16 protein-coding genes and 2 pseudogenes are annotated in these 25,802 nt (G+C 72.9%); 13 read left to right on the top strand and 5 right to left on the bottom strand.

The genetic code is table 11. The features are described from left to right. Positions 1-59: 59 nt before the first annotated feature. The 3 genes from ACZ52C_RS27100 to ACZ52C_RS27090 form a co-directional block, all read right to left on the bottom strand. Complete coding sequence (locus tag ACZ52C_RS27100; RefSeq protein WP_469077211.1) at positions 60-767, bottom strand: peptidyl-prolyl cis-trans isomerase; 708 nt, start codon at positions 765-767, stop codon at positions 60-62. Beyond that, a complete protein-coding gene (locus ACZ52C_RS27095; protein ID WP_469077210.1) occupies positions 764-5,140 on the bottom strand; it encodes a glycoside hydrolase family 38 N-terminal domain-containing protein in 4,377 nt (1,458 codons plus the stop codon). Before ACZ52C_RS27095 ends, ACZ52C_RS27100 begins: the two co-directional genes overlap by 4 nt. Before the next feature lie 130 nt (positions 5,141-5,270). After that, a complete protein-coding gene (locus ACZ52C_RS27090; protein ID WP_469077209.1) occupies positions 5,271-6,155 on the bottom strand; it encodes a MurR/RpiR family transcriptional regulator in 885 nt (294 codons plus the stop codon). A gap of 170 nt (positions 6,156-6,325) precedes the next feature. Here ACZ52C_RS27090 and ACZ52C_RS27085 point away from each other — a divergent pair, with 170 nt between their 5' ends. Continuing rightward, positions 6,326-7,114 carry a sugar isomerase domain-containing protein gene (locus tag ACZ52C_RS27085; protein ID WP_469077208.1) on the top strand — a complete coding sequence of 263 codons (789 nt, stop codon included), beginning with the start codon at positions 6,326-6,328 and terminating at the stop codon, positions 7,112-7,114. Positions 7,115-7,128: 14 nt separating this feature from the next. Here ACZ52C_RS27085 and ACZ52C_RS27080 read toward each other — a convergent pair. Next, positions 7,129-10,092, bottom strand: a pseudogene (locus tag ACZ52C_RS27080) (beta-N-acetylglucosaminidase domain-containing protein); the annotation flags it as partial. 315 nt (positions 10,093-10,407) lie between these two features. Here ACZ52C_RS27080 and ACZ52C_RS27075 point away from each other — a divergent pair. From ACZ52C_RS27075 to ACZ52C_RS27050, 6 genes are all read left to right on the top strand, one after another. After that, positions 10,408-10,932, top strand: a complete 525-nt coding sequence (locus tag ACZ52C_RS27075; RefSeq protein WP_469077207.1) for a MarR family winged helix-turn-helix transcriptional regulator — start codon at positions 10,408-10,410, stop codon at positions 10,930-10,932. Positions 10,933-11,070: 138 nt separating this feature from the next. Then, on the top strand, positions 11,071-11,994 hold the full coding sequence (locus tag ACZ52C_RS27070) for a cyclase family protein (RefSeq protein ID WP_469077206.1): 924 nt from the start codon (positions 11,071-11,073) through the stop codon (positions 11,992-11,994). A gap of 159 nt (positions 11,995-12,153) precedes the next feature. Continuing rightward, positions 12,154-15,360 (top strand): SpoIIE family protein phosphatase, encoded by a 3,207-nt coding sequence (locus ACZ52C_RS27065; protein WP_469077205.1) that lies wholly within the window; start codon positions 12,154-12,156, stop codon positions 15,358-15,360. A 166-nt stretch (positions 15,361-15,526) separates the two neighbouring features. After that, positions 15,527-17,104: a sugar ABC transporter ATP-binding protein gene (locus ACZ52C_RS27060; protein ID WP_469077204.1), complete on the top strand. Its 1,578-nt coding sequence runs from the start codon at positions 15,527-15,529 to the stop codon at positions 17,102-17,104. After that, positions 17,101-18,225, top strand: a complete 1,125-nt coding sequence (locus tag ACZ52C_RS27055; protein ID WP_469077203.1) for an ABC transporter permease — start codon at positions 17,101-17,103, stop codon at positions 18,223-18,225. The genes ACZ52C_RS27060 and ACZ52C_RS27055 overlap by 4 nt, the downstream gene beginning before the upstream one ends. A 150-nt stretch (positions 18,226-18,375) precedes the next feature. Next, complete coding sequence (locus ACZ52C_RS27050) at positions 18,376-19,545, top strand: substrate-binding domain-containing protein (RefSeq protein WP_469077202.1); 1,170 nt, start codon at positions 18,376-18,378, stop codon at positions 19,543-19,545. Positions 19,546-19,570: 25 nt separating this feature from the next. Here ACZ52C_RS27050 and ACZ52C_RS27045 read toward each other — a convergent pair whose 3' ends face one another. Continuing rightward, positions 19,571-20,824: a PP2C family protein-serine/threonine phosphatase gene (locus ACZ52C_RS27045; RefSeq protein ID WP_469077201.1), complete on the bottom strand. Its 1,254-nt coding sequence runs from the start codon at positions 20,822-20,824 to the stop codon at positions 19,571-19,573. A 242-nt stretch (positions 20,825-21,066) separates the two neighbouring features. On the opposite strand from ACZ52C_RS27045, the gene ACZ52C_RS27040 reads away from it, so the two are divergent. The 6 genes and pseudogenes from ACZ52C_RS27040 (at position 21,067) to ACZ52C_RS27015 (ending at position 25,403) form a co-directional block, all read left to right on the top strand. Then, complete coding sequence (locus ACZ52C_RS27040) at positions 21,067-21,723, top strand: Crp/Fnr family transcriptional regulator (RefSeq protein ID WP_469077200.1); 657 nt, start codon at positions 21,067-21,069, stop codon at positions 21,721-21,723. Between the two features lie 141 nt (positions 21,724-21,864). Next, complete coding sequence (locus tag ACZ52C_RS27035; RefSeq protein ID WP_469077199.1) at positions 21,865-22,791, top strand: hypothetical protein; 927 nt, start codon at positions 21,865-21,867, stop codon at positions 22,789-22,791. 430 nt (positions 22,792-23,221) lie between these two features. Continuing rightward, complete coding sequence (locus ACZ52C_RS27030; RefSeq protein WP_469077198.1) at positions 23,222-23,710, top strand: hypothetical protein; 489 nt, start codon at positions 23,222-23,224, stop codon at positions 23,708-23,710. Between the two features lie 30 nt (positions 23,711-23,740). Then, positions 23,741-23,911: pseudogene (locus tag ACZ52C_RS27025) on the top strand (IS256 family transposase); the annotation flags it as partial. Between the two features lie 42 nt (positions 23,912-23,953). Further along, complete coding sequence (locus ACZ52C_RS27020) at positions 23,954-24,937, top strand: GNAT family N-acetyltransferase (RefSeq protein ID WP_469077197.1); 984 nt, start codon at positions 23,954-23,956, stop codon at positions 24,935-24,937. Positions 24,938-25,187: 250 nt separating this feature from the next. After that, the gene (locus ACZ52C_RS27015; protein WP_469077196.1) at positions 25,188-25,403 is read left to right on the top strand and encodes a hypothetical protein; all 216 of its coding nucleotides are present in this window, start codon (positions 25,188-25,190) and stop codon (positions 25,401-25,403) included. The last annotated feature ends 399 nt before the right edge of the window (positions 25,404-25,802 follow it).

Genomic DNA, 25,802 nt, shown 5'->3' with positions numbered 1-25,802 from the left:
CCGAGTCGCTCTCCGCCTCTCCGGTGCCGGCCCGCGCGCCCGGGCGCGCGGGCCGTCCGTCAGTGCCGGTGCTCGTGGTCGGGGTGCGACGGATCGCCGGGATGCTCGTGCCCCGGCGCGTACTCCACATCGGCCCGCGCCCGGTCCAGCCAGTCGAAGAAGGCCTGCCGGCCCATGGCCCGCCGCAACTCCCGCGCGACGTCCTCGTGGACCTCGTCGTAGGGCAGGAAGTCGCCCTCCACGGCCCCGCCGTAGGGGTCGACGCCGCGCCGCAGGGCCCGCGGGGTGAGGAAGCGGTCCGGATTGCGGTCGTAGTAGCCCCGTACGGCCTCCTCCGGCACCCGCTGCTCGGCCTCCAACGCCGCCAGCAGGGTGCGCGCGGCGGGGGAGTGGGCGAGCGCCACGGCGATGATGCTGCCCAGATCGGCGACCTCGGTCCCGGACACCGCGAGCGGGCGGTCCGGCGCCTCCCCGGGCGGCGGCGGAAGCCCGCGCGCGGCACACGCCCGCCGGGCCAGCTCGTCGGCGACGACCACCTGCGTCGCCCACCGTCTGCGCTGCCGCTCCGCCCGCGCCTGCCCCTCCGCCCGGACCTCCCGGTCCCGCGCGGGCACGACGGCCAGTACGCCGTCCACCCGCTCCCGCCCGACGGGCACACCACCGACGAGCGCGGCGTGCGGGGTGTGCGCGGCGTGGGCCGGGTGCCCGCGCGGTGGGGTGGGCCGGTCCGGTCCCGTGTCACCACCGCGCGCCCCTGGCGCGGTCACGGTGTCACCTCCAGGACGACCGCCTCCGTGTAGGCCACACAGCCGTGCCACCCGGCCTTCGCCATCAGCCAGTACGCACCCGCGGGCACCGCCGAGCCGTCGACCTCGATCGTGCACTCGGCGCTCTCCCCGGCGGCCAGGGAGAAGCCCTGGAGGCCCGGTGCGACGCCCGCCCAGGTCCCCCACGACGACAGGGCCCAGAGCGCCCCGCCCACCGGACCCCGGGTGGTGTTCCGCAGGCGCACCGGCACCCGCACCCGTTCACCCCGGCGCACCTCCACCCGGTCGACGCCCAGCTCCATCACCAGGCTCGGCCCGGTCCGCCCGTCCGGCTCGCCCGCCACGGCCGCGCCGGGCACGTCCAGGGCGACCACGTCCTCGAACGTCTGCCCGCCGTGGGTCAGCCGCGCGGCGAGCGCGTAGCGGCCGGGGACCGGGTCCGGCGGCGGCACCACGGTGACCTCGGTGAGCGAGAAGCCGCCGGCGCCGAGCGCGTACGGCACCTCGGCGGGCTCGGCGCTCCAGCCGGGCGGCACCTCCAGCGCGACCGTGCCCGAGACCGGCGCGTCCGTCAGCTCGGAGGAGATCCGGACCGTCGCCGTGACCGCGCCGTCGGCGGTCAGCGCGGCCGGCGAGAGGTAGACCGCCACGGGCATGTTCCCGCGCGGCGCCGGACCCGAATTGTGCAGCCAGTACCGGGTGGGCACGGGCTGCGCGGGTTCGTGCGCGGCGACACCGGCGTCCTCCTCGGGGAGCCCGCACGTCGGCGAAGGCTCCGCGGTGGCACTCCCGTCCGCCGAGGCGTCGGCGGCGGACCGTACGGGCGCGGCGGCCACCGGCGAGGCCAGCACGGTGGCCACCTCGAACCCCGTGAGGTCCAGCTCCAGCGACCCGTCCCCAGCGGGGGTGAGCGCCGCACCGGCCCGCTCCAGGACGTCCGCCCGACGGCCCCCGGCCCACGCCGAGGGTCCCGTCACCCGCGCCCGCACCGGCCGCCCGTCCACCTCGTGCGCCCGTACGACGACCTCGCGCGCCGGGTCCACGGGGACGGTGCCGCCCCGGGCCAGCGGCGACCCGGCCGGCTTGAGGGCGTCCAGCACCACCCGGCCCTCGGGCTCCAGCGCCAGCAGGGTCGCGGCCCTCGGCAGGCCGGTCCCCGTCCCGGCGGGCTCCCGCAGCCGGGCCGTCAGCGGATGCTCGGGCGTCCGCAGCCGCCCCGTGAGCGGATGGTTGAAGGCGTGCCCCGCGCGCGGCCAGCTCAGGTCGCGCCAGTCGCCCTCGCCCGCGACGACCGCGTACTCGAAGGTGTGGGACCAGCGCTGGAGCTGGAAGCCGGAACCGTCCGGCGCGGTGCGGCGCGGCGGATCGACCCAGATGCCGGAGGGCCAGCCGGTGCAGGAACGCATCAGCGACATGTAGAGGTCGCCGCAGGAGGTGACGACACAGCCCGGGGTGCCCCGGTTCAGGATCGCGAAGCCCCGCCCGTCCCAGGCGTCTCCCGGCGGCAGCGCCTCGCCGCCCCCGGCCGCGACGGCCCGTACGGTCGCGTCGTCGAGATCGGCGATCAGCGCGTCGACGGCCTTCGCGTCGTCCTCGGGGCGGGCGCCCGCCACCACGAGCAGCGGCAGCCGCTCCAGGTCGCGCAGGTCGGCCCCGGGCACCCACTCCTCCCGCAGCGAGGCGCGGGGTGCCACCCACACCGCGGCAAGGCCCTCCTCGGCGAGCTGTCGGCGCAGTTCGCGGGCGGCCGCCGGGTCCCAGCCGAGGACCTCGGCGACCATGGCGTTGCGCTCCGGGCCGCCGACGGCGATCCGGATGTCGGGCAGGTTGGAGTCGACCTCCAGATCGCCGTAGCGGGGGCCGCCCGCGATCGTCGAGGTGGCCGTGACGCCGGTGCGGACCAGGGCGGCGGCCAGCGGGGTGCCCAGTTCGCCGGCGGCGTCCCAGTCGTCGAAGACCAGTTCGGCGACGCCGATCGAGCGGTGGCCGAGCAGGACGCCGGTGTCGTCGTGGACGGCGACCCGGGCTGTGGAGCCGAGCCCGAACCAGGTGTTGGCCGGGTTGTCGAGCGTCCACGGGAACTGCTCGCTGTCCACCTCCACGAAGCCGAAGCCCCGCCCCACGACCGCGTCCGCGACCTCGTGCACCGGCAGCCCGCCGCGCACGTCCGAGGGCCAGCGCACCCGGATCAGCCGGTCGGCGCCGTCGTAGCCGTCGACCGTCGTCGTCACGTCCAGCCGGTCCACACCCGCCCAGAGGGTGAGCCGCTGGGTGTACCGGAACAGGCCCAGGTCGGCGCGGACGGTGATGCGGGAGCCGGCCGGCGAGTGCTCGACATCGATGTCAGCCGTCACGTCCCGGCTCCGGGCGGCCGTGGTGCCGGTCGGGGTGAGGTGCCAGGGGCCCTCGCCGAAGCGCGGGTGCCTCGGGTACTCCTCCTGCACCACCAGCTCGTTGCCGATGTCCCCGGGCCGCAGCAGCTCCCGCCCGCCCCCGGCTCCGCCGAGCGCGCGCAGACCGCTGACCCCGCCGCCGCGCGCGGGGTCGACGGTCACCTCGTAGAACTCGTTGCGGATGGTCGTCCCCTCGCCGACCGTCCAGCCGGGGACCGAACCCTCCGCCAGCGGGAGCGCCTTGAGGCCCATGCCGGGCACCTCCGGCACGACGACGCTCAGTTCGCCGTCCTCGGACACGGCGGGCAGCGGCAGCCCGGTGTGGTCGAGCGGGATCCGGCCGGGGTCGGCGACGGTCAGCACGTCCCCGCGCCGCCAGGTCGCGGAGTTGAGGACGACGAGGTCGGTTCCGTCGCCCGGCTGCGGCGTGACCCGGTCGGCGAGCGCCTGGGTGGCGTCGGTGTGCACCTCCCGCGCCAGGTCGTACAACTCCCGCCAGCCGGTGAGCAGATCGATGTACACCTGGTCCGACTCGGAGCCGGTGATGGCGTCGTGGTGGGCGCCGTAGATCAGCTGCCGCCAGGCCTTGTCGAGGGCCGCGTCGGGATAGGGGTGCCCGGTGACGAGGGAGGCGAGGGTCGCCCAGGCCTCGGCGTCGGCGAGCAGCGTCTCGCCGTACCGCTGGGCCTGCTTGGTGTCGATGTAGGAGACGTCCTTGCCGGTGTAGACCGGGTTCATGTCCCGGGTCTGCGGGGAGGCCGTGCGTCCCTCCCGCTCCAGCTCGGCGCGGACGGCGGCGAAGAAGTCGCGGGGAATGCCGCTGACGAACCGGGGCCAGACGTACCGCTCGTTCCAGTCGCGGTGGATGCCCATCACCCAGCGGCACGGCGGGGCGTAGTCGCCGCCGACCGGCAGCAGGACGTTCCGGGTGAGCGCGACCTTCTTCAGCCCCCGGAAGAGCTTGAGCGCGGCGGCCTCCGCCTCGGGGAGCGTGGGCGCGTTGTCGATGGCCCAGCCGGCCCCGTAGTGGTTGACCATGTACGCGGTCAGCAGGCCGCGTCCGGACGGGGCGATCCAGCTGAACTCCGCCGGGAACTGCATCCGCCGCGGATCGCGCGGCTCCTCCCCGAACACCGACAGGGTCGGCCCCCACTGGTGGAAGGGCCCGCGCGCCCACGAGCTCGACGTGACCCCCGCGTCCGCCATCAGCCCCGGGAACTGCGGATCGTGCCCGAAGGCGTCCAGCTGCCAGGCGGTCTCCGGCGCGGCCCCCATGATCCCGCGCTGGAAGCCGTCGCCGTACAGCGCGTTGCGGACGGTCGCCTCGGCGCCGGTGAGGTTGGTGTTGGGCTCGTTGTAGGTGCCGCCCATGATCTCGACGCGGCCGGTGCGGATGAGCTGCCGCAGGAAGGCCCGTTCCTCGGGGAAGGCGTCCCAGTAGGGCTTGAGGTAGTCGACCTCGGCGAGCACGAAGGTGTACGCCGGATCGCGCCGGGCCAGGTCGCAGTGGGCGCGGACGAGACTCATGCCGGACTGGCCGCGCGAGTCGAAGGTCCGCGCGGGCAGGCCCGAGACGGCCGGGTCGTCGGCGACGTCCCAGGTCTCGGTGTAGGCGGCCTGGGTGTTCCACCAGACGGGGTCGTAGTGGAAGTGGCTGACCATGAACATGGTCCAGCCGGGTTCGGCGACCGTGAAGCGCGCGGTGTGCCGGGCCACCAGGTCCCCGTCGGCGGCCGTGACGGTGATCTCCCGCTGGTCGCCGGGGGTGAGTCCGTCCGTGGTCACGGGTATCTCGGCGCGTGCGGTGCCGTCCTCGCCGACGGTGACGACGGTGCGCCCGACGGCACGGACACCGGGGCCTTCCACGCTCAGCCGGACCGGCCGGCCCGAGGCGTGCTCGACGTCCACGGCGACCACCTGGTGCGGCTGGTCCTCCGTCCCGACGAAGAGCTCGGTCGACTCGACAGAGATGAGGCGCATGGGGCTCCTACGAGTGCTCGAGGGAGCCCCATCCTGGCAGCGCGGGGTGGTTCAATCAACCATGCATCGGAATATTGGTTGATTCATCCATGCAGGGATCGGCCGCCGGTGCGACCGTGCCGCGGGCCGGTCAGCGGCTGCGCCGGGACTTCACCGCGTGCGCCCCCGCGATGTGGTCGGTCAGCGCCAGGGAGGCGCTCGCCCGCTGGTAGGAGAGCTGGCCGACGCGGACGTAGAGGCAGTCGATGAGCATCAGCACGGAGTGGCGGGCGCCGATGCTGCCGGTGCGGAAGCTGGTCTCCGACGAGGAGGAGACCAGCCTGATGTCGGCCGCGCGGGCCAGCGGCGAGCGGGGGTCGGCGGTCAGCGCGATGGTGGTGGCGCCGCGCTCCCTGGCCAGCTCGAACGGCTCGATCACCTCCCGGGTGGCGCCGGAGTGGGAGATGCCGATCGCCACGTCCGCCGGGGTGAGCAGGGCGGCCGAGGTGGTCGCCGCGTGCACCTCGGTCCAGCCGCGCACCGCGCAGCCGATGCGGAACAGCCGGGTCTCCGTCTCCTGCGCGACCGCGCCGCTGCCGCCGACGCCGTACACGTCCGTGCGCCGCGCGCGGGCCACGGCCTGCGCCGCCCGCTCCACGGAGTCCAGGTCGATCCGGTCGATGGTCTGCTGGATCGCCCGCAGATCGGCGGTGCCGACCACCTGGACGACCCGCTCCAGGCTGTCGTCGGGGGAGATGTCCGGGCCGATCTCGGCGCTGCCCCACTCGGAGGACTCGCCCCGGCCCCGCTCCTGGGCCAGCTCGATCAGCAGGTGCTGATAGGAGTCGAGGCCGATGGCCCGGCAGAACCGGGTCACGGTGGCCTGGGAGGTGCCGGTGCGGCGGCCCAGCTCCGCGGCCGAGCAGTGGGTGACGGCGGCCGGATCCTCCAGGATCAGCTCGCCGACCTTCCGCAGGGAGCCGGCCAGCCGGGGCAACTCGGTGCGGATCAGGGTGGTGACATCGGTCGAGGGCATGCAGAGAAGGTACCAGCCACCCGTTGACGTGGCGGCTGAATACCAGGACCGGACTGGGCGGCCGCACTCGGGGGTGAACTGCGCCATTGCTCCGGATGCTGGCCCTGTGATTCAGTGATTCACTGATAAGAGTGTATGGGGTGGTTCAATCCACCAGTGGGGAGTCTCAGGTGTCCGTCGAGTCCGCCAACGAGTCCGTGACCGAGCCGGTGAGCGCCGACCGCTTCGCGCGCGAGGGCCTCGCCGTCCTGCACCGTCTCACCGAGTCCGCGCGCGCCGACGTGAGCGCCGCCGCCGGGCTGATCGCCGACTGCGTCCGCGCGGACGGCGTCGTCCAGGCCTTCGGCACCGGCCACTCCCAGGCCATGGTCCTGGAGCTCGCGGGCCGCGCCGGCGGCTTCGTGCCCACGAACCGGATCCAGATGGCCGACCTCGTCCTCTTCGGCGGCGACCACCCGAGCGGCCTCGACGACCCGCTGCTCGAACGCGAGCCCGGCGTGGCGGTCCGCCTCTACGAACTGGCCGACCCCCGCCCCGAGGACCTCTTCGTCGTCATCTCCAACTCCGGCGTCAACAACGTCATCGTCGAGATGGCCCTGCACGCCAAGGAGCGCGGCCACCGCCTGCTCGCCCTCACCTCCCTCGCCCACACCCGTTCCGTCCCCGCCACCCACCCCAGCGGCAAGAAGCTCGCCGACCTCGCCGACGTCGTCCTCGACAACGCGGCCCCGCGCGGCGACGCCCTGCTGGAGCTGCCGGGCGGCGGCGCCGTCTGTGCCCTCTCCACGCTCACCGGCGTCATGCTCATCCAGATGACGGTCGCCGAGGCCGCCGGCCGCCTCCTCGCCTCCGGCGACCGCCCCCCGGTCTACGTCTCCGCCAACGTGCCCGGCGGCTTCGAGGGCAACCTGGACCTGGAGAAGCGGTACGCCGGCCGCATCCGACGCACCGCCAGCTGACCACCAGGGGAGGTCTAGGAGACCGGCACGGGCGTCAGAGCGACCGCCAGCGGATAGGCACCGGTCGGCAACGGCGTTCCGGCGGTGCCGGAGACGGTGTCGACCGGCACCAGCCTGTTCCCGTCGGCCGTGGTCACGTACGCCGTGCCACCGTCCCAGTCGAGGCCGACGTCGAAGGCGGACCTGCCGACGGTGATCTGTTTCCCGGGCGCACCGGTCACGGTGTCGACGGGCGTGACATGGTCACCGGTACTGGGGCTCACCCACAGCGTCCGCCCGTCCGGTGACAGTCCGAGCCCGTACGCCTGGCCCGACACGAGCAGCGTCGGCCCGGTGTCATTGCTCGCGGTGTCGATCGGAGTCACCGTCGACCCACCGGAGTTGGACACGTACACCGTCTTCCCGTCCGGCGCGGCGACCACGTTGAACGGACGGGGCCCGACCGGGATCGCCGCCCCGACCCTCCGGGTGCCCAGGTCGACCGGCGAGACGGTGTTGTCGTGGATGTTCGCCACGTACAGCGTCCGCCCGTCCGGGGTGATCGCCATGTTCTCCGGCCCCGCCCCGACAGCGACCGTCGCGCCTGCCTCGAGCGTGCCCGTGTCCACCGGCTGCACCGTGCCGTCCGTGTAGTTGGCGACCCACAGCGTGCCGCCGTCCGGCGTGAGCGCGAGCCCGGCGGGGACCCGGCCCACCGCGACCGTGGCGGTCACCTCGCCGCGCGCCACGTCGATGACGCTCACCGAGTTCGAGCCCTGGTTCGCGGCGTAGGCGGTACGTCCGTCGGCGCTCGTCACCACCTCACCCGGGTTGGCGCCCACGGCGATCTCCCTGCTCCTGCCGGAGGACAGATCGATCGAACTCACCGACGCCCCGCTGAAGTTGGCCGTCAGCGCCCGGGGTGTGCCGTCCCCGTCGGTGACCCGCACCGGCAGCGCCCGGTCGAGGACGCCCGCCCCGGACACCACCACGGAATGCACGCCCTCGGTGACGCCGGTCAGGGTGACCTCGGCCGACGCGCCGCCTCCGGCCGGCACGGTCACGGTCCCCTCGGCGGGAGAGGCGGTGACCCCGCCCGGCAGATCGAGCTTCCAGGTGACCGTCCGCGCCTCGGCGGAGGAGAAACGGAGGGCCACCGCCCCGGAGGTCCCCGGCTTCAAGGAGAGCGAACCCGGGGCGAAGGAGACGTCGACTCCGGGGTCGGGCGCGTGCTGGAGCATCGCCCGGTACAGGAACTGGTCCATCACCCCCGGCGACACCTGCTGCGGTATCGCGTCCAGCGCCTTGCGCTCGCCCCGCAGGCGGTTCCAGTACGTCGACACCGCGTCCGCGTCACCCCGTCTGCCGGCCAGCAGCAGGTCGACGGCGGTCAGCCCGGCGGTCCCGTATGCGCCGGTCTTGTCCAGCCAGGGCGAAGTCTCCTTCAGGAAACCGGGGTTGGCGAGACGGGCCCGCAGCTCGGCGGGGGTGGCGGCCATGTCGGTGAAGTACGACCGGAGCGCGGCGGACGCCCGGTCGAGGCCGCTGTCCTCCTCGTAGGCCGTGCGGAACGCGGCGATGAGCTTGCTGAGGGTCGGGGACTCGGTGGTGTCGAGCTGGGACGAGTAGCTGTTCTCCGCGAAGATCCGCAGCCATTTCGCGGCACCCGGCCCCGCCAGATCCCGGACGGAGGCGAGGAAGGCGGCCCGTGGGTCGTACGCGTCCGCGTTCCACAGACAGGCCGCCGACGTGAACAGCGCGAGCTTGCTCGCCTCGGCCTGCACCATCGGGTTCGCGGTGACACCGACGGACTCCCGCGCCACACCGGCCTCCCGCCCGGTATAGGGGCCGAGCAGGAGACGGCTGGTGACGTAGTCGTTGACCGGGTAGTTGTCCCAGACCAGGATCGGATGCCCGTAGACGCGCGGGCCTGCCGCAGCTGCGCGGCGGTGATCGTCGGCGCGATCACCCCGACGCCGGTCCACTCCACGACCACGTCCGGGTCCAACCGCTCGCGCAGCGCCGTCTTGTACGGGGTGTCCGCGAGGTCCGAGTACTCGGTGGGGACCATCTCCAGCGGATCGAGCCCGGTGCGGCCGGCGGAGAACTCCTCCCACACCTGGTTCAGCAGATGCGCCTGGGCCGTGCCGGCGGCCCCGCCCCCGCTGCCGAAACGCTCCTCGTCCGCCGCGCAGTTCCACTTGGTGTAGCTGATGTCGGCCAGCGGGATCGCGAAGGAGCGCACCCCGATGTCGTACAGCGAGGCGAACTTGCGCACCAGCGCGGTGATGTCGTCGTCCGAGGAGTAGCAGACCGACAGTCCGGGCGAGAGGGCGTAGGTGAACCGGACGTGGTTGGCGACGGCCCGCTCGACGAGTTCGCGCACCTGGGCGAGCTGGGCGGCCGGGTACGTCTCGCGCCACCGCTCGCGCAGATACGGGTCGTCCTTGGGGGAGTACACGTACACGTTCTGCTTGGTGCGGCCGTAGAAGTCGAGTTGGCTCAGCCGTTCGGCGTGGGACCACGGGGTGCCGTAGAAGCCCTCGACGACACCGCGCAGCGCGGCCGTGGGCCAGTCGCGGACGGTCACCTCGGGCAGGCGCCCGCCGGCGAGGAGCTGGCGGAGGGTCTGCGCGGCGTAGAAGGTGCCGGTGGTGTCGGTGCCGGAGAGCGCCAGCAGGGCACGGCCCGCGCTGCGGCCGGAGGCCAGGACGTATCCCTCGGCGGGCAGCCCGGCCGGGGAGCCGGCGCCGAGCCGCCGCAGCGCGCCCCGGGTCGCCGGGTTCTCGTCGGGACCGCCGACGTAGACGGTGAGCCCGGCGGCCGGCGGGCGTCTCCCGGCCGGCACGGTGACGATCCGGTCGGCCCCGGCGGCCCGTAGCGCGGCCTCGACGACCTCGCGTGCGGACAGGTCGGTGCCGGGTCCGACGACCTCCACCACCCGGTCGGGAACGGTCAGCCGGCGTCCGTCGCCCTCGATCTGCCGGGGCGTCGGCCACACCTCGGGCACCGACGGGGACCTGGGGGCGGACGGTGCGGCGGCGGCCGACGGGAACGAGGGGAGGCTCAGGCTCAGGGCCAGCAACAGCGCCCAGGGCAGACGCCGGGAGCGTGGAAGGAGACAGGTGATTGAAGCCATCGAAGGAGGCTAGAGCTGCTGAATCAAGCATTCAATAGACAGGGGGTCATCGTGGCCTCGGACAAGCGTTTACTGCGCGCCGGTCGCGAGGGCGGGGCCGCCTCGGTCATGGGGAGGGAAAATCTGTACGGATCCGCCGACGGTCCCCACTGTGTGCCGGGATAGAAAGGGGACCATGACTGAACGCGAGGGTCCGGCGGGTGGCGTGGACGACGTCGATGAGGTGACGCGTGCGGTGCTGACCGCGTCGCGGCTGTTGGTCGCGATCTCCGCCCGTTCGCTCGCCGCCGTCGAGGAGCGGGTGACGCTGCCGCAGTTCCGGATGCTGGTGGTGCTGTCCGTGCGCGGCGCCACGAAGCTCGTCGTCCTCGCCGACCAGCTCCAGGTCGCCCCGTCCACCGCGATGCGCATGGTCGACCGGCTGATCGCCGCCGGTCTCGCCGACCGGCAGACCAACCCCGACAACCGCCGCGAGACCCTGCTCCGGCTCACCGACGAGGGCCGGCGGGCCGTCGAGGAGGTCACGGCCAGGCGGCGCGTCGAACTCGCCGCCGTCGTCGAGCGCCTCGCCCCGAGGCAACGGGCGGCGCTGGTCGAGGCGTTGACCGCGTTCAACGCGGCGGGCGGGGAGCCGGTGGCCCCGGCGACGGACGGCGCGGAGCCGTATCCGCTCGGGTGGGTCGACACGGGGGTGGGCTGAGGGGCCGGGTCACGGGGGCCGGCCGAGGCGCCGGGTCCGCGCGCGAACCTCGCTCCGGCGCGCGAAACGGCCATAAGGTGCCTAAGGGGCGCCCTGCCCTCGCCCTCCCGCACTGGTGCCGACCCGAAGCGAGGACGTATGAGCGCGCATCCCCCCGTCTCCCGTGAGGAGTTCGACGCGCTCTTCGACGCGGTCCGGGCCTGGGGGCGCTGGGACCGGCCCGATCGCGGCGCGTGGAACAGGGTGACCGAGGAGCATGTGCGGCGGGCCGTGGGCGGGGTGCGGTCCGGTGTGGTCGTCCCGATGGCGCTGCCCTGGAACACCCGCTCGGGTCCGGACAACCGCAAGCCCGCCCTGCACCACATGACCGACCTCGGGGACGTGGAGGGCCCCGAGCCCACGACCCACAAGGACTTCATCGCCGCCGACTACCACGGCAAGGGCGTCACCCATCTCGACGCCCTGAGCCACATCGCCTACGCGGGACTGCTCTACGACGGCCGGCCGGCCCGCGAGAACGTCGGTGCCGCGGGCGCCCGCTTCGGCGCGGTGTCGGCGCTCGGCCCCCTCGTCACGAGAGGGGTCCTCCTGGATCTTCCGGCCGTGCTCGGCGTCCCCTGGCTGGAACCGGGGCACGCCGTGCGCGCGGAGGACGTCCGTGCCGCGGAGGAGGCGCTCGGTGTGACGATCGGCGAGGGCGACGCCGTGCTGCTGCGCTCCGGACACGTCCGCCGCCGCGCGGAGCTCGGCGCCTGGGACCCCGGTGCGGCGAGCGCGGGGTTCCACGTGGACGCCGTACCCCTGCTGGCCGAACGGGGCATCGCGCTGCTCGGCGGGGACGGGGACAGCGATGTGCGGCCGTCGCCGGTGGCGGGTGTGCACTCGCCGGTGCACGCCCTGGCGGTGGCCGCGATGGGGGTGCCGCTGCTGGACAACCTGGACCTGGAGGCGCTCTCCGCCGCGACCGCCGAGGCGGGACGGTACGCGTTCCTGCTCGTCGTGGCCCCGCTGAACGTGCCGGGCGGCACCGGTTCACCGGTCAACCCGGTCGCCGTCCTGTGAGGCCGGCGGTGGCGGTCGTGCGCCGGATCGGCTCCGCCCTGCCCGGTCGCCGCCAGTGAGGGAACCGGTGAACCGTGACTCGTGTTGCTGATGCCCGTATCCTCGTCAATGCCAGATATTTCCGATAAGCGGATTGTCCAGTGCGCGAGTGAGGCCAGCGTGGTGCGGTCCGACGGCGAGCCGATACCCACGGGGCGTGCGACAGACGGCACGGGCCCCACCCTTTTCCGTGAGCGGTTTCTGCAGGGCGAGCCGCTGGAGTCGGGCGTGCGCGCCTCGATCCTCGACTCCTGGCGGCGCTGCCGGTCCCTGGGGCTCTCGCCGGACCGCTCCGACCTCCCTTTCCGGGACGACTTCGACCGCGACGACCGCGTCGCCCGTGCCGCCGCCCCGGTGCTCGACCGGCTGCAGGCCCGGTTCGCCGGCAGCGCCATGAACATCTCCGTCGCCGACGCGAACGGCACGGTGCTGTTGCGCCGCTTCGGCGAGGCGTCCCTGGCCAGAGGGCTCCCGGACATCCAGACCGTGCCGGGGTTCGTGTTCGCCGAGCGGTTCGCCGGCACCAACGGCATCGGCCTGGCCCTCGCGGAACGGCGGCTCATCCGGGTCTACGGCGCCGAGCATTTCGCCGAACGCTCCCAGGGCAGCGCCTGCCGCGCGCTCCCCGTGCGCGACCCGCTGAGCGGCCGGATCGAGGGCGTCCTGTGCTTCGGATATCCGCGCGGCTTCGAGAACCCGGCACTCTCCACGGTGATCCGCAAGGCGGCCGCGGCCATCGAGCGGCGGCTGCTCGGGCAGAGTTCCGCGCGTGAGCGCTCCCTGCTGCGGGCGTATCTGGACGCGGCGCCCGAGGCGGGCGTCGCGGGACCGCGGCACGGCGTCGGCGTCGACGAACTGGCCCTCGGACTGCGCCCCGCCGACCGGGCGACCCTGCTGGAGAAGGCGGCCGAGCTGATCTCGCGCGCGCAGCGGGCGGCCGTCGAGGTGTCCCTCACGGACGGCCGCCGTGTCACCCTCGTGAGCCGCCCGATGACCAGTGCCTCCGGGGTGGAGGGCATCGCCGTCGAGGCCGTCGTGCACGACTCCACCCGGCAGGAGACCTTCGCCGCCCCCCGCCGGCTCGAGCCGGTGCTGAGCCTCACCGCCGGGCCCGCGAGCCCCGTCACCCCCCTCGCGCCCGTCGAGCCCCCGCTCGTCCATCGCCTCCGGAACGCCCCTCTCCCCGTGGCCACCGATCCCCTCGCCGCCGTGCCGGCCCCCGGCCACCTGCGTGAGACCGCACCACTCGGCAGGACGGGGACCGGCATCGACGGCGCCACGGCCGAGGGCCACCCGGTCGACGCCTCGACGGAATCCAGGGCCTCCGGCGTCCCGTCGACCACCGAGGGCTCCCGCCCTGCGGCGGACGGCTCGCGCCCCGCAGCCGAAAGACCGGCCGGCGAGCCACTGCACACCCTCGAAGGCGTCACCACCGCCCCCGGCGTCCCGCCCGCCACCGATCGTCCCGCTCCCGCCGCCGACGACCTCCTGCACACCCCCGAGGGCGTGGCCTTCACCGCCCCCGCTCCGCCGTCCCCCAGCCAGGGCCCGCCCGCCCCCGTCACTCCTCCGGCCCCGACCGACGGCCACTCCGGCACGCGCCTCGGTCCCCGGGCCCCCGAGAGGGGCCTGCTGATGGTGGGGGAGCCGCATGTCGGTGGCTACGCGCTGGCCGCGCGCCGCCGGCTGGAGCTGCTGTCCGAGGCCAGTGCCCGGATCGGCACCACCCTGGACGTGCGCCGCACCGCCCAGGAGCTCGCCGAGACCGCCGTCCCGCGCCTCGCCGACTTCGTCACCATCGACCTGGCCGAGCCCGTGCTGCGTGGCGAGGAGGCCGCCGACCCCCGCAGCGACCTGCGGCGCACCGTGGTCCACGGCATCCGTGACGACCTCCCCTTCAGCCCCGTCGGCAAGCAGGTCGACTACGGCCCGACCGTCCCGCAGCTGCGCTGCCTGACCAGCGGCGAGGCCCTGCTGGAGCCGGACCTGAAGGCGGCGGCGGGCTGGCTCGGGCAGGACCCCGAGCACACCGAGCGGCTGCTGAGTCACGTCCACTCCCTCATCGCGGTGCCCCTGGTCGCCCGCGGTGTCGTCCTCGGCGTCGCCGCCTTCTACCGCGCCCAGGACCCCGCCCCCTTCGGCGACGACGACCGCTCACTGGCCCAGGAACTCGCCACCCGCGCCGCCCTGTCCATCGACAACGCCCGCCGCTACACCCGCGAACGCACCATGGTGCTCGCCCTCCAGCGCAGCCTGCTCCCGCAGGGACTCCCCGACCGGGACTCCGTGGAGGTCGCCCACCGCTATCTGCCCGCCGAATCCGACGTGGGCGGCGACTGGTACGACGTCATCCCGCTCTCCGGGACCAGGATCGGCCTCTTCGTCGGCGACGTCGTCGGCCACGGCCTGCTGTCCGCCGCCACCATGGGCCGTGTCCGCACGGCCGCCCGCAGCTTCGCCGAACTCGACTTCCCGCCCGACGAGGTCCTCACCCACCTCGACAACCTGGTGGGCCGGCTGGACCGCGATGACCCCGTCTCCGACGGCGGCGGCATCATCGGCGCGACCTGTCTGTACGCCGTCTACGACCCGACCTCGCAGCGGTGCACCCTGGCCCGCGCCGGCCACCCGCCGCCCGCCCTGGTCCGGCCCGACGGCACCGTGTCCTTCCCCGAACTGCCCGCCGGCCCCCCGCTCGGCCTCGGTGGCCTGCCCTTCGAAGCCGTCGACGTGCATCTGCCCGAGGGCAGCACCCTGGTCCTCTACACCGACGGCCTCATCGAGGACCGCGAACGCGACGTCGACGTGGTGCTCGACCAGCTGCGCGCGGCCCTGGCCCACCCCGAGCACACCCCGGAGGAGACCTGCCGGGTCGTCCTGGACACCGTCGCGTCCCCCCATCCCGGCGACGACATCGCCCTGCTCGTCGCCCGCACCCACGCCTTCGACCCGAGCCGCGTCGCCACCTGGGAGCTGCCCGCCGACCCGGCCCGCGTCAGCGAGGTCCGCGCCGCGGCCCTGCGTCAGCTGGCCGACTGGGGGCTCGACGAGGCCGCGTTCGCCGCCGAACTGGTGCTCAGCGAGCTGATCACCAACGCGATCCGCCACGGCGCCGGGCCCATCCGGGTACGGCTGCTCCGTGACCGCTCCCTGATCTGCGAGGTCGCCGACACCAGCAGCACGGCCCCGCACCTGCGTCGGGCCGCCACCACGGACGAGGGCGGACGCGGCCTGTTCCTCGTCGCCCAGCTCTCCCAGAGCTGGGGCACGCGCTACACCGCGGAGGGCAAGGTCATCTGGGCCGAGTGCGGGCTCGACGGCGGCTGAGGCGAGTGCGGCGCCCGCCCTGTGCGCCGTACCCGTCGGGGTCGGCGATCGTGACCCGATGTCATCAAAGGGGTGAAAGGCGCGAATAACGCGTAAGGGGCGGTTAGCATCGCTGGCGCAAGTCGAAGTCGCGAAGAACCCGCCAGGCCGACCTCCGGAGCTGTCCGTGCACGACGCTCACGACACCTCTGCGCAGCCGGCCCCGCCCAGCGGGGCCGAGCCGCTGGTGCGCGTCCGCGGTCTCACGAAACGTTTCGGCGGCACGGTCGCCCTGGCCGGGGTCGACCTCGACGTCCACGCGGGCAGCGTGCTCGCGCTGCTCGGCCCCAACGGCGCGGGGAAATCGACCCTCATCAAGATCCTCGCCGGTGTCCACCACGCCGACTCGGGGTCGATCACCGTGGACGGACATCCCCTCGGGAGCCCCGCCGCCTCCCACCGCATGTCCTTCATCCACCAGGACCTCGGACTCGTGGAGTGGATGACGGTCGCCGAGAACATCGCGCTGAGCACCGGGTACGCGCGCCGGGCCGGACTGATCTCCTGGCGGCGCACCCGGGACCGCTGCACCGAGGCCCTGGCGCTCGTCGGCGGCACCGTCGACCCCGACGTGCCGGTCACCCGCCTCGCCCCCGCCGAACGGTCGCTGGTCGCCATCGCCCGCGCCCTGGCCACCCGGGCGGGCCTCATCGTGCTCGACGAGCCGACCGCCCGCCTCCCCGCCTCGGACTGCGCCCGCCTCTTCCGCGTCCTGCGCGTCCTGCGCGACCGGGGCCACGGCATCCTCTACGTCAGCCACCGCCTCGACGAGGTGTACGAGGTCGCCGACACCTTCGCCGTCCTGCGCGACGGCCGCTTCGTCAGCCAGGGCTCGACCGAGGGCCACAGCCCCCTGCGCCTGGTGCGCGACATCACCGGCGAGGAACCGCCGGGCCCACACCCCACCCGGCCCCCCTCCACCCCGGCAGCGCCCCCCACCCCGGCTCCGCCCGCCCCGGCGGTGCTCGTCCTCGACGGCGTACGGACATCCGGTGCCGGACCCGTCGACCTGGAGCTGCGAGCCGGGGAGGCCCTCGGTCTGGTCGGGCTCTCGGGCGCCGGGCACCTGGAGCTCGGCCGTGCCCTCGCGGGAGCCCGCCCCCTCCTCGGCGGACAGGTCCTGCTCGACGGCACCCCGTACCGCCCCCGGTCCGTCACCGACGCCGTCGCCCGCGGTGTCGCCCTCGTCCCCGGCGACCGGCAGCGGGAGGGCTGCCTCCCCGGACTGACCGTACGGGAGAACCTCCTGGCCAACCCCCGTGCCGGGGACGGGCCCACGCCGCGCTGGATCGCCCCCCGCCGGGAACGCGCTGTGGCCGCCGCCCTGACCGAACGGTTCTCGGTGCGGCCCCGCGACGGCGAGGCGACCATCGCCACCCTGTCCGGCGGCAACCAGCAGAAGGTGATGATCGGCCGCTGGCTGCGGACCGGGCTGCGGCTGCTGATCCTGGAGGAACCGACGGCGAGCGTCGACGTCGGCGCCAAGGCCGCGATCCACCGCCTCCTGGACGAGGCACGGGCCGAGGGCCTCGCGCTCCTCCTCGTCTCCACCGACTTCGAGGAGGTGACGGGCGTGTGCGGGCGCGCCCTGGTCTTCGTCCGGGGAGCGGTGACGGCCGAGCCGGCCGGCCCGGCGCTCACGGTCGCGGGCCTGACCCGGGCGGCCTCGGCCCTGCCCCCCTCCGGCACCGCGACGCACCCGTGACGGCCCCGCCCTCCCCGCCCGCACCGCGCCCGCGCCGCCCGCGCCCGCCGCACCGGCTCCGCGTCCGGGGCGGCCCCGGCGGGCAGCTCGTCGGCGCCTACGGTCTCCTCGGTCTCACGGTCCTGCTCGTCCTGGTCTTCTCCCTGGCCCTGCCTCGGACCTTCCCCACCCTGGACACCCTCGACGCGATCCTCTCCACCCAGTCGATCCCGGCCGTCCTGGCGCTCGCCGCCATGGTCCCGATCGTGACCGGCGCGTTCGACCTCTCGATCGGCTACGGCCTCGGACTGGCCCACGTCATGGTGCTGTACCTCATCGTCGAGGCCGGCTGGTCTTGGCCGCTCGCCTGCCTCGCCGTGATCGCCGGGGGGACGGTCGTGGGCGTCCTCAACGGGGTCGTCGTCGAGTTCGGCCGGATCGACTCCTTCATCGCCACCCTCGGCACCGGCAGCATGATGTACGCCGTCACCGGCTGGATCACCGACGGCGGCCGGATCGTCCCGGGCCCCCGGGGCCTGCCGCCCGCCTTCACCGACCTCTACACCTCCACCTTCCTCGGTCTCCCGGTCCCCGCCTTCTACGTGCTGGCGCTCACCGTCGCCCTCTGGCTGGTGCTGGAGCGGCTGCCGATCGGGCGGTACCTGTACGTCGTCGGGTCGAACCCGCGCGCCGCCGACCTCGTCGGCATCCCCGTCCGCACCTACACGGTCTGCGCCTTCGCCACGTCCGGCCTGATCGTCGGCTGCGCGGGGGTACTGCTCGCGGCCCAGCAGCAGATCGGCAATCCGAGCGTCGGCCTCGACTATCTGCTGCCCGCCTTCGTCGGAGCCCTCCTCGGCTCCACCGCCATCAGGCCGGGCCGTCCCAACGCGCTGGGCACCCTCGTCGCCGTCGCCGTCCTCGCCGTCGGCCTCACCGGCATCGCCCAGTCGGGTGCCGACTTCTGGACGGTGCCCCTGTTCCACGGCGGCACCCTCCTCCTCGCCGTCGGCCTGGCCGGGTACGCCGCCCGCCGCCGGATGCGCACCGGAGTCTTCGCGGCCCGAGCCGCACCCGCCGCGACACCGGACACACCGACCGCACCGCCTCCCGACGGCGCCCCGAACGACCGGGGGCCCTGAAGGAGCCGCCCGTCCCGGCCACCCACCCGCCCGCCCCACCCGGCGGCCGCCCGCCCCGGCCGCGGTCCCCGCCCCGCTGGTCCTCGGCCCACAGGTCCCGGCCGCAGCCCCGCCCGCGTCTCCCCGCTCGTCCCTCCGCAAGGAGTCCTCGTGCACCACCACCGCACCGCCCGCTCCGGCGCCCTCAGGGTCCGCCGCGCGGCGACCGCTCTGCTGACCGCGGCGGCCACCGTCGTACTCGCCGGCTGCGAACGCGGATCGTCCGGCGACCCGGACCCCTCCGCCACCGGCACGAGCGGCTGCCCCGAGGCGCAGGCCGAGGCCACGGCCGCCGTCAGCCGGGCGGAGCGCAACGACGTCCCCTGGAACGGCCCCACCACCGGACCCAGGGCCGTGACCGGCAGAACCCTCGTCTACGTCGCCCAGACCATGACCAACCCCGGAGTCGCGGGCGCCGCCGAGGGCGTACGGGAGGCCGCGCGGGTCATCGGCTGGAACCTGCGGGTGATCGACGGCGGAGGCACACCCGCCGGCATCCAGGCCGCGATGAGCGAGGCCGTGACGCTCCGCCCCTCCGGCATCGTCGTCGGCGGCTTCGACCCCAACTCGACCTCGCAGCAGCTCGCGCGCGCCGAAGGGGCCGGCATCCCGCTCATCGGCTGGCACGCCGTCGCCGCCCCCGGCCCCAGCCGGAGCCCCGCCCTCTTCACCAACATCACCACCCAGGTCGAGGACGTGGCGAGGATCAGCGCCCGCTGGGTCATCTCCACCTCGAACGGCGACGCCGGGGCCGTGATCTTCACCGACGCCTCGATCCCCTTCGCCAAGAACAAGTCCGAGCTGATCAGGGACGAACTCGCCACCTGCGCGGGCGTCGACCTGCTGTCGTACGTGAACATCCCGATCTCCGACGCGAGCAGCCGGACGCCCCGGGAGGTCTCCTCGCTGCTCTCCCGCTTCCAGGACCGCTGGACCCACTCGGTCGCCATCAACGATCTGTACTTCGCCGATGCCGCCCCCGCCTTCCGCGCGGCCGGCAAGGACGGGGCGGGGCCGCCGTTCAACATCGGTGCCGGGGACGGCGATCCCTCCGCGTTCCAGCGCGTCGACAGCGAGCAGTACCAGGCGGCCACCGTCCCCGAACCGCTGACGCTGCAGGGCTGGCAGATCGTCGACGAGTTCAACCGGGCCTTCTCCGGCAGCCCCGCCAGCGGCTATGTGGCGCCGGTGCACATCAGCACGGCCGACAACAGCGAAGGCGCGACGAGCTGGAACCCGTCGGGCTACCGGGAGGGGTACCGGAAGATCTGGGGCAAGTGATGCCGCCGCCCCGTCCCCCGGCCGGTCAGAGCCGGAGGACGATCAGGGCGGTGTCGTCGGTGTTGCCGGTCGGCGGGAGCAGATCGGCCAGCAGGGCGTCGGCCAGGGTCTCGGGGTCGTGCTCGTGGTGGTGTGCCAGGGAGGCGGCGAGGCGTTCCAGACCGGTGTCGATGCTCTCGGTACGGCGCTCGATCAACCCGTCCGTGTACAGGACCAGGGTGGAGTCCTCGACGAAGGGTGTGCGGGCCTGGGGGCGCGGGAGTCGGGTCGGCCGGGCGGCGAGCGGTGGGTCGGTGGCGCCGTCGAGGAAGGTGACGGTGCCGTCCGGGTGCACCAGTGCGGGTGGCGGGTGGCCCGCGCAGCTGTAGGTGATGGTGCGGTCGTCCCAGTCGATGAAGGTCGTGACGACGGTGGTCGACTCGGCTCCGTCGACGGAGCGGGCGTAGCGGTCGAGGGCCTCCAGGGCCTGGGCCGGACCGTCGGCGACGCGGGTGGCCCCGCTGAGGGCGCTGCGCAGTTGGCCCATGGCGCAGGCGGCGGCCAGACCGTGGCCGACGACGTCGCCGACGGCCACCGCGAGGCCCTCGCCGTCCAGTTCGACCAGGTCGTACCAGTCGCCGCAGACGTTCAGCGCGCCGATGGCCGGCCGGTAGCGCACGGCCGTGTCGTGGGAGCCGGTGGGGCCGGGAGGGGGCAGCATCGCCGCCTGGAGCGCCAGGGCGACCTCACGCTCATGGGCGTGGGCGGTGCGCAGCCGTTCGTTGACCTCCTGCAGTTCCCGGGCGCGGGTGTACAGCTCGGCCTCCAGCACCCGGGCCCGGTCGTCCTCGCCCGGAGCGACCCGGGGGTCCCCGTCGGCGGCGCCGCGGGCGCGGATGAGTTCGGTGACCTCCTCGACCCGGTGCACGATCATGGCCACCTTGCCGTCGGGGCCCAGGACGGGGGCGTTGACGGGGCTCCAGTAGTGCTCCTGCCAGAGACCGGGCCGCTGCGGGTCCTCGATGTCGTAGCGGAGCAGAGCCATCGTGTCGCGCTCACCGGTGGCCACCGTGCGCAGCATCGACGCCTCCGTCTCCCGCATGCCGGCCGCGGCCGGTTCGTTCGGGTTCTCGGGGAAGACGTCGAAGATGTACCGCCCGATCAGCTCTTCGCGGCTGCGTCCGGCCAGCCGCACGAAGTCGTCGTTGGCGTCGGCGTACACCAGATCGGGCGTGAGCAGCGCCACCATGCCGGGCAGGGCCCGGAACACCTCCGCATAGTCGATATGCGGTTCCCTCATGTCCAGCCTGCCTTGGCGCCGAGCGTCGGTGTGCCGTTCCACGATAGGCGCGAACCGACCACGAGACCCGACAGTCTGCGCCAGGGATACCGAAATCTCCCCGACCCGCCACATGGCTGTCCCACGAAAGAGTGACGCCGGTACGACGGCGCGTAGAAAGAATCCAGCCTTCTTTCGTAGGCCTGATCACGGAATGCTGTATTCCGGAGTCGCTCGGTAACCGCTTCCCCTAGCGTGATCGCATGAGCGAAGATCGTGCTTTCTCGGTTCGGCCCCTGAGGGATCTGGTCTCTCCTGAAGTGTGGGAAGAACTCACCCGCTACCCGCGCTGGACCTATGGTTCCGCGGAGACGCTGTTGCGGCAGGGCGCGGAGGGAACTCATGTGCTCGCCCTGATCAGTGGAATGGTGAAGGTGGTCCGTACGGACCGCGACGGGCGGCAGCGGCTGCTCGCGTTCCGAGGGCCGGGAGAGATCTTGGGGGAAATGGCGCTCCAGCACGGCGGGGTGCGGCTGGCCGATGTGCGAACCATGAGCGAATGCAAAGCATCGGTGATTCCGGCGGAAGACTTCCACCGCTTTGTGGGCCTGCATCGACTCGCGTACCCGCTGGCGGTGCTGGCGTCCAGCCGACTGCGTGAACAGACCGAAGTCTTCGACGGCGCCGTACACGAACGCCTTGCGGTGGCGCTGCTCCGCCTGGTCGAGGTCTCCGGCGGTGTGCGCTCTTTCTCCCTCACCAGGGAAGAGCTGGCCCAGCACATCGGAGTGAGCCGCGACACCGTCAGTAAGGCCTTGATCCATCTCGGTCCGGACCAGGTGCAATTCGCGAGGACCTGTATTCGTGTGACCAACCCGGAGGCCCTGCGGAGGACCGTCGGCCTGCCCGTCACCGTGTGACGTCAGCGTGTTCCAGCTCACAAGCCGTCCGCGTCCCTTGGGCGGAGCGCCCATCCGCCCGCTGTGAAGCTTCGGTGGCACGACACCACGTCACCGACCCCCGTCCGGCGGCCGGGCGGGGGCTTCACGGAGGAGTGACAGATGAGCGAGATCTTCAGCGAGTCGCCCCACGAGGGCACGGGGCCCTACAGCCGAAGCCGTACATTGCCCCCGTACCGGGGGATCCTGGCGGTGGACGCCAAGGGGTTCACGGGTCATCCGGCCATCGAGCACGAGGCCATCAGCCGTGCTGTGCCCGATCTCCTCAAGGCCGCCCTGGCCAGGGCAGGACTTCAGGAGCTCTGGAACGACCGCAAGTTCCCCGCCTCCACCGGCGACGGCTACGTCTTCGGATTCGACCCCGCTCTGATGCCCTTCGTCATCCACCCCCTGCTGCTCACTCTCCAGGACGTCCTCACCGACTACAACGTCCTGTCCCACGGGGTCGTGCCCATCAGGCTGCGGGCCAGTCTGCACATCGGCCCGCTGCCGGACACCGGCGACGAGTTCAGCGGGAACGGGACTGCCCGCAACGACACACACAGGCTCCTCGACTCCCGTCCCGTGAAGGCGGTGCTCGCCTCGCACAAGGAGAACATCACGCATCTCGCGGCGATCCTCTCCCAGCGGTGCTACGAGGACGCCGTCGCCGGCGGCTACACCGGGCGGCACCCCGATCACTTCGTCGAGGTGGCCGCGACGGTCGAGGGCAAGCCGTTCGCCCAGCAGGCGTGGATCTACGTACCTCAGCCGTCCGGGCCACTGTACGAGGAAGCGGCTCAGGCCGAGCCGACGGCCGAGACCCCGGTGCGGGAGGGGGCCCGACCGCTGACGAGCGCCGGGACGCAGGGCGCACGGGTGACGAACAGCGCTCCTCATGGCAACGTCAACACGGGCACGGTGCACGGTGGTCAGAGTGTGGCCAATCACCATGTCGCCGGTGACCACGTCGAAGGCGGCAAGGCCCATCGCGTCCGCGGTTTCCAGGGGGGCCAGGTCCAGAGTGGCAAGTATCAGGGGCGACCGTGATGTCGGCCGGTGAGGCTCTGTGCACGGTGGCCAGCGCATGCGTACCGAGCAGACGGCGGACCCTCGTACAACTCGGGCGGCCGGGGTGCGTGAGGCCCGATTCCGGCGGCGGAGGCAGAAGCCGCCACGTTCGGGTTCGCGAAACCCGAATGCTTCGACAGAGCCGCCACGGAGCCGGACGGAGGGGTGCTGTTCCTGGCCGGCCACCCGGGATCCGGCCGCCGTACCGCTGCGCTCAACCTGCTGCGGATGTGCTGTGGCGACATGGCCCCGTTGCGGGCTCCGGACAGCGTCACCGACCTGGATCGTTGGCGGCCCACCGATGCCTCGGCGCGCGGCTACCTGGTGGACGGACTGTTCCCGTCCCGCCCGTTCGGGCCTGGTGTGCTCAGGCACGTACGGTCCCTCCCGTGCCAGGGCCGGGGCAAGCATGGTGATCGTTCTGCCTGACGACCCAGCTCTGTCGCGCCGCCTCGAACAGGACCTGAACGTCACTCCCCTCAGGTGTCAACCGCCCCCGGCCATCGGGGCACGGCTCAGTCATCGGGCCGAAGAGGAAGTGCCGGAACCGATCGCCGAGTTGCGTGACGACCCGGATGCCCTGTCCCTGCTGCTGGCCGTCTGCGTCTACGAAGGGCTGGACCACCACATCGTCAGGGAGGAGGCCGAGGGCCTGCTGAAGCTCTCGGACGGGCGGCTGACCGCCATGCTGACCACGGAATCCCAGGGTGGCGAGAACACCGATCGGCCCCACCCTGATTTCGTCTTCCGGCGCTCGCTGACGGAACTGCTGCGTGCCGTTCGCGCCACCCGGCAGAGTCATGAGATCGCTGAACACGGACAGTTCGTTCGACGAGCAATGCTCATGACTTGTGGATCGGCCTCGGGTTGGACGCGAAGGGCGTACCTTCCCGAGTGATCGATTTCTGGTCATCGAGTAGGCCGACCCAAAGGCGCCGGCAGCGCGGCGGCCGCCCTGGCGATGGTCTTCAAGCTCGTCGAGTCCGCCCAGGCCCGCTGGCGCGCGGTGAATGCACCCCACCGCGTCGCCCTCGTCCGCGCCGGAGCCCGCTTCGAACGCGGCCAGCTCGTTGAACGGCCACAGACGACCGCGGCATGAATAGGGTGGCGGACCTGCCTCGAAGTTCGAGATCATCCGATCATGTCGGATGAGGCGCCAGGACAGGATCTTCCGGTCGGCTTCAGGTTCCGGCCGTATCGCGGCGACGAAGACCACGGCCCCATGGCCGCAGTGCGGCTGGGGTGTGCCGAACGGGACCGGGTCGATGCCCATTCGGTTGTGGAAGGGCTCCCGACAGCGGCCGAGATCGCCGAAGCCTCTGCCAGGCTGGAGGAGCCGTCCAAGAACCAGATCCTGGTGGTGCGCGACGGGGGCGTCGTCGGCTACTCGACGATCCGGTGGTGGCAAGAGCGGGACGATACGTGGCTATACCTGCACCGCGGCTACCTCTTGCCCGAGCATCGCCGCCAGGGCATCGGCTCAGCCATGCTGAGCTGGGCTGAAGAGCGGATCCGCCAGCTCGTCGAACAGCATGGAACGGCGCGGACGGCAGTGATCGGCGCGAATGCCATGGCCTCCGAGGAGGATGCCACGGCGCTACTGCTCGCAGCCGGCTACCGACGTGTCTTCAGCCTCGTCGAGCTGGAGCTGGGCGATCTGCAGCAGGTGCCCGAGCGGGGCAGCGAACTGCCGGCAGGGATACGGACGGGGCCGATCGGGACAAGCCACTACCGTGCAGCCTGGAGGACGGTCGTCGATTCGTATGCGGACACCGGTTTCACTCAGAAATGGCCTTTCCAGGACTTCGTCGACACCGCCGACCCGGCATGCTGGAGGGCTGCGTGGAACGGGCAGGACATGGTCGGCGTCGCCCTCTGCTCCATCCGCCGTCACGACCACACCGTGGGCGAGGTCGAAGAGTTGAGTGTCCGGACGGACCAGCGACGCCTCGGAGTCGGCCGGGCCCTGCTGTTGGACGGGCTGCGCAGCCTTCGCGAGCAGGGTGCAACGACCGCCCGGCTGTTCACGGGCACGGCAAATCCGCACCGGTCCTACGATCTTTACGAGAGTGTGGGGTTCCGGCGGCAGAACGAGTACGTCCGTTACCGCAAGCCGCTTGCTTGACCGACCGGTCATTGGGCGTCCGGTCAATCCACAGGATTTGACAATGCTCCTCGTTCGACGCGATCTGCGCCGCTTTGTTGCGGTGGGACGACTGGGGGCGGTGGGACGTGTCGTTGCGCTGCGCGGTGGAGAATCTGTTCACCGCTCTGGCCCGTGACATGCGATACGGAGAATTCCTTCGTCGAGATGCAGCAGGGAGAAATCATCGGTCATCGGTCGTCGGTGGCCGGCCGCGACGGACTGGACGCTCGTGCTCCGAGATTCCGTCGGTGACCATTGCCTTCTCGGGCGCCGTGGAGATCCGGACGACTCCGGTACACAGCTGCCCGCCCCCGACGAGGCATCGGCGCCCGCGCTGGGGAGCGATTACACCGACGCCTTCCGTGTGGACGTGACCGAGCACGTGCACACCCAGGCCGTCGGCCTGCTCACGGTGTACGGCGGAATCGGCACGGCTGGCATGTGATCCGCACCCGCCTCACGCGGGCGCTGCGCTGGCTGGCCGACACCCAGACGACGGAGGGCAACGGGATCGGAACCCCGGAGATCATGCAGCGTCTCGGCGGGCCACCGCGCGCGGAGGAGGCAGGCCTGAGCCATCGGGTGTTCGACGTGCGGCTTCGGGACACCGGTGCCGAACTCCTCCTGGGCCGGACGGAGGATGTGGGCGTGCCCTACTCCTCCGCGCTCCGACTGGCAGGAGGAAGGGGCCGCATTGCTCGGCGTGCTGTCCGAACAGGAAAGGAAGGAGATCTCCTGCCTGCTGCGTGACCGCATCTCCGTTCATGGGCGTCATGCCCCCGTTGCGGCCATCTGATCGAGGAATCCGTATTCGAATCTCGAACAAAGGGAAGGGCATGCTGTC

Source organism: Streptomyces sp. NPDC034049 (assembly GCF_055575575.1).
Note: the sequence above shows the minus strand (reverse complement) of the source record. Positions and strands in the feature narration are given on the sequence as shown.

Coding starts and splice junctions, on each gene's coding strand:
- ACZ52C_RS27045 (WP_469077201.1), bottom strand. CDS start 20,824: ATGAGGGAACCGCATATCGACTATGCGGAGGTGTTCCGGGCCCTGCCC.
- ACZ52C_RS27095 (WP_469077210.1), bottom strand. CDS start 5,140: ATGCGCCTCATCTCTGTCGAGTCGACCGAGCTCTTCGTCGGGACGGAG.
- ACZ52C_RS27040 (WP_469077200.1), top strand. CDS start 21,067: ATGAGCGAAGATCGTGCTTTCTCGGTTCGGCCCCTGAGGGATCTGGTC.
- ACZ52C_RS27030 (WP_469077198.1), top strand. CDS start 23,222: ATGGTGATCGTTCTGCCTGACGACCCAGCTCTGTCGCGCCGCCTCGAA.
- ACZ52C_RS27075 (WP_469077207.1), top strand. CDS start 10,408: ATGACTGAACGCGAGGGTCCGGCGGGTGGCGTGGACGACGTCGATGAG.
- ACZ52C_RS27035 (WP_469077199.1), top strand. CDS start 21,865: ATGAGCGAGATCTTCAGCGAGTCGCCCCACGAGGGCACGGGGCCCTAC.
- ACZ52C_RS27070 (WP_469077206.1), top strand. CDS start 11,071: ATGAGCGCGCATCCCCCCGTCTCCCGTGAGGAGTTCGACGCGCTCTTC.
- ACZ52C_RS27020 (WP_469077197.1), top strand. CDS start 23,954: ATGTCGGATGAGGCGCCAGGACAGGATCTTCCGGTCGGCTTCAGGTTC.
- ACZ52C_RS27090 (WP_469077209.1), bottom strand. CDS start 6,155: ATGCCCTCGACCGATGTCACCACCCTGATCCGCACCGAGTTGCCCCGG.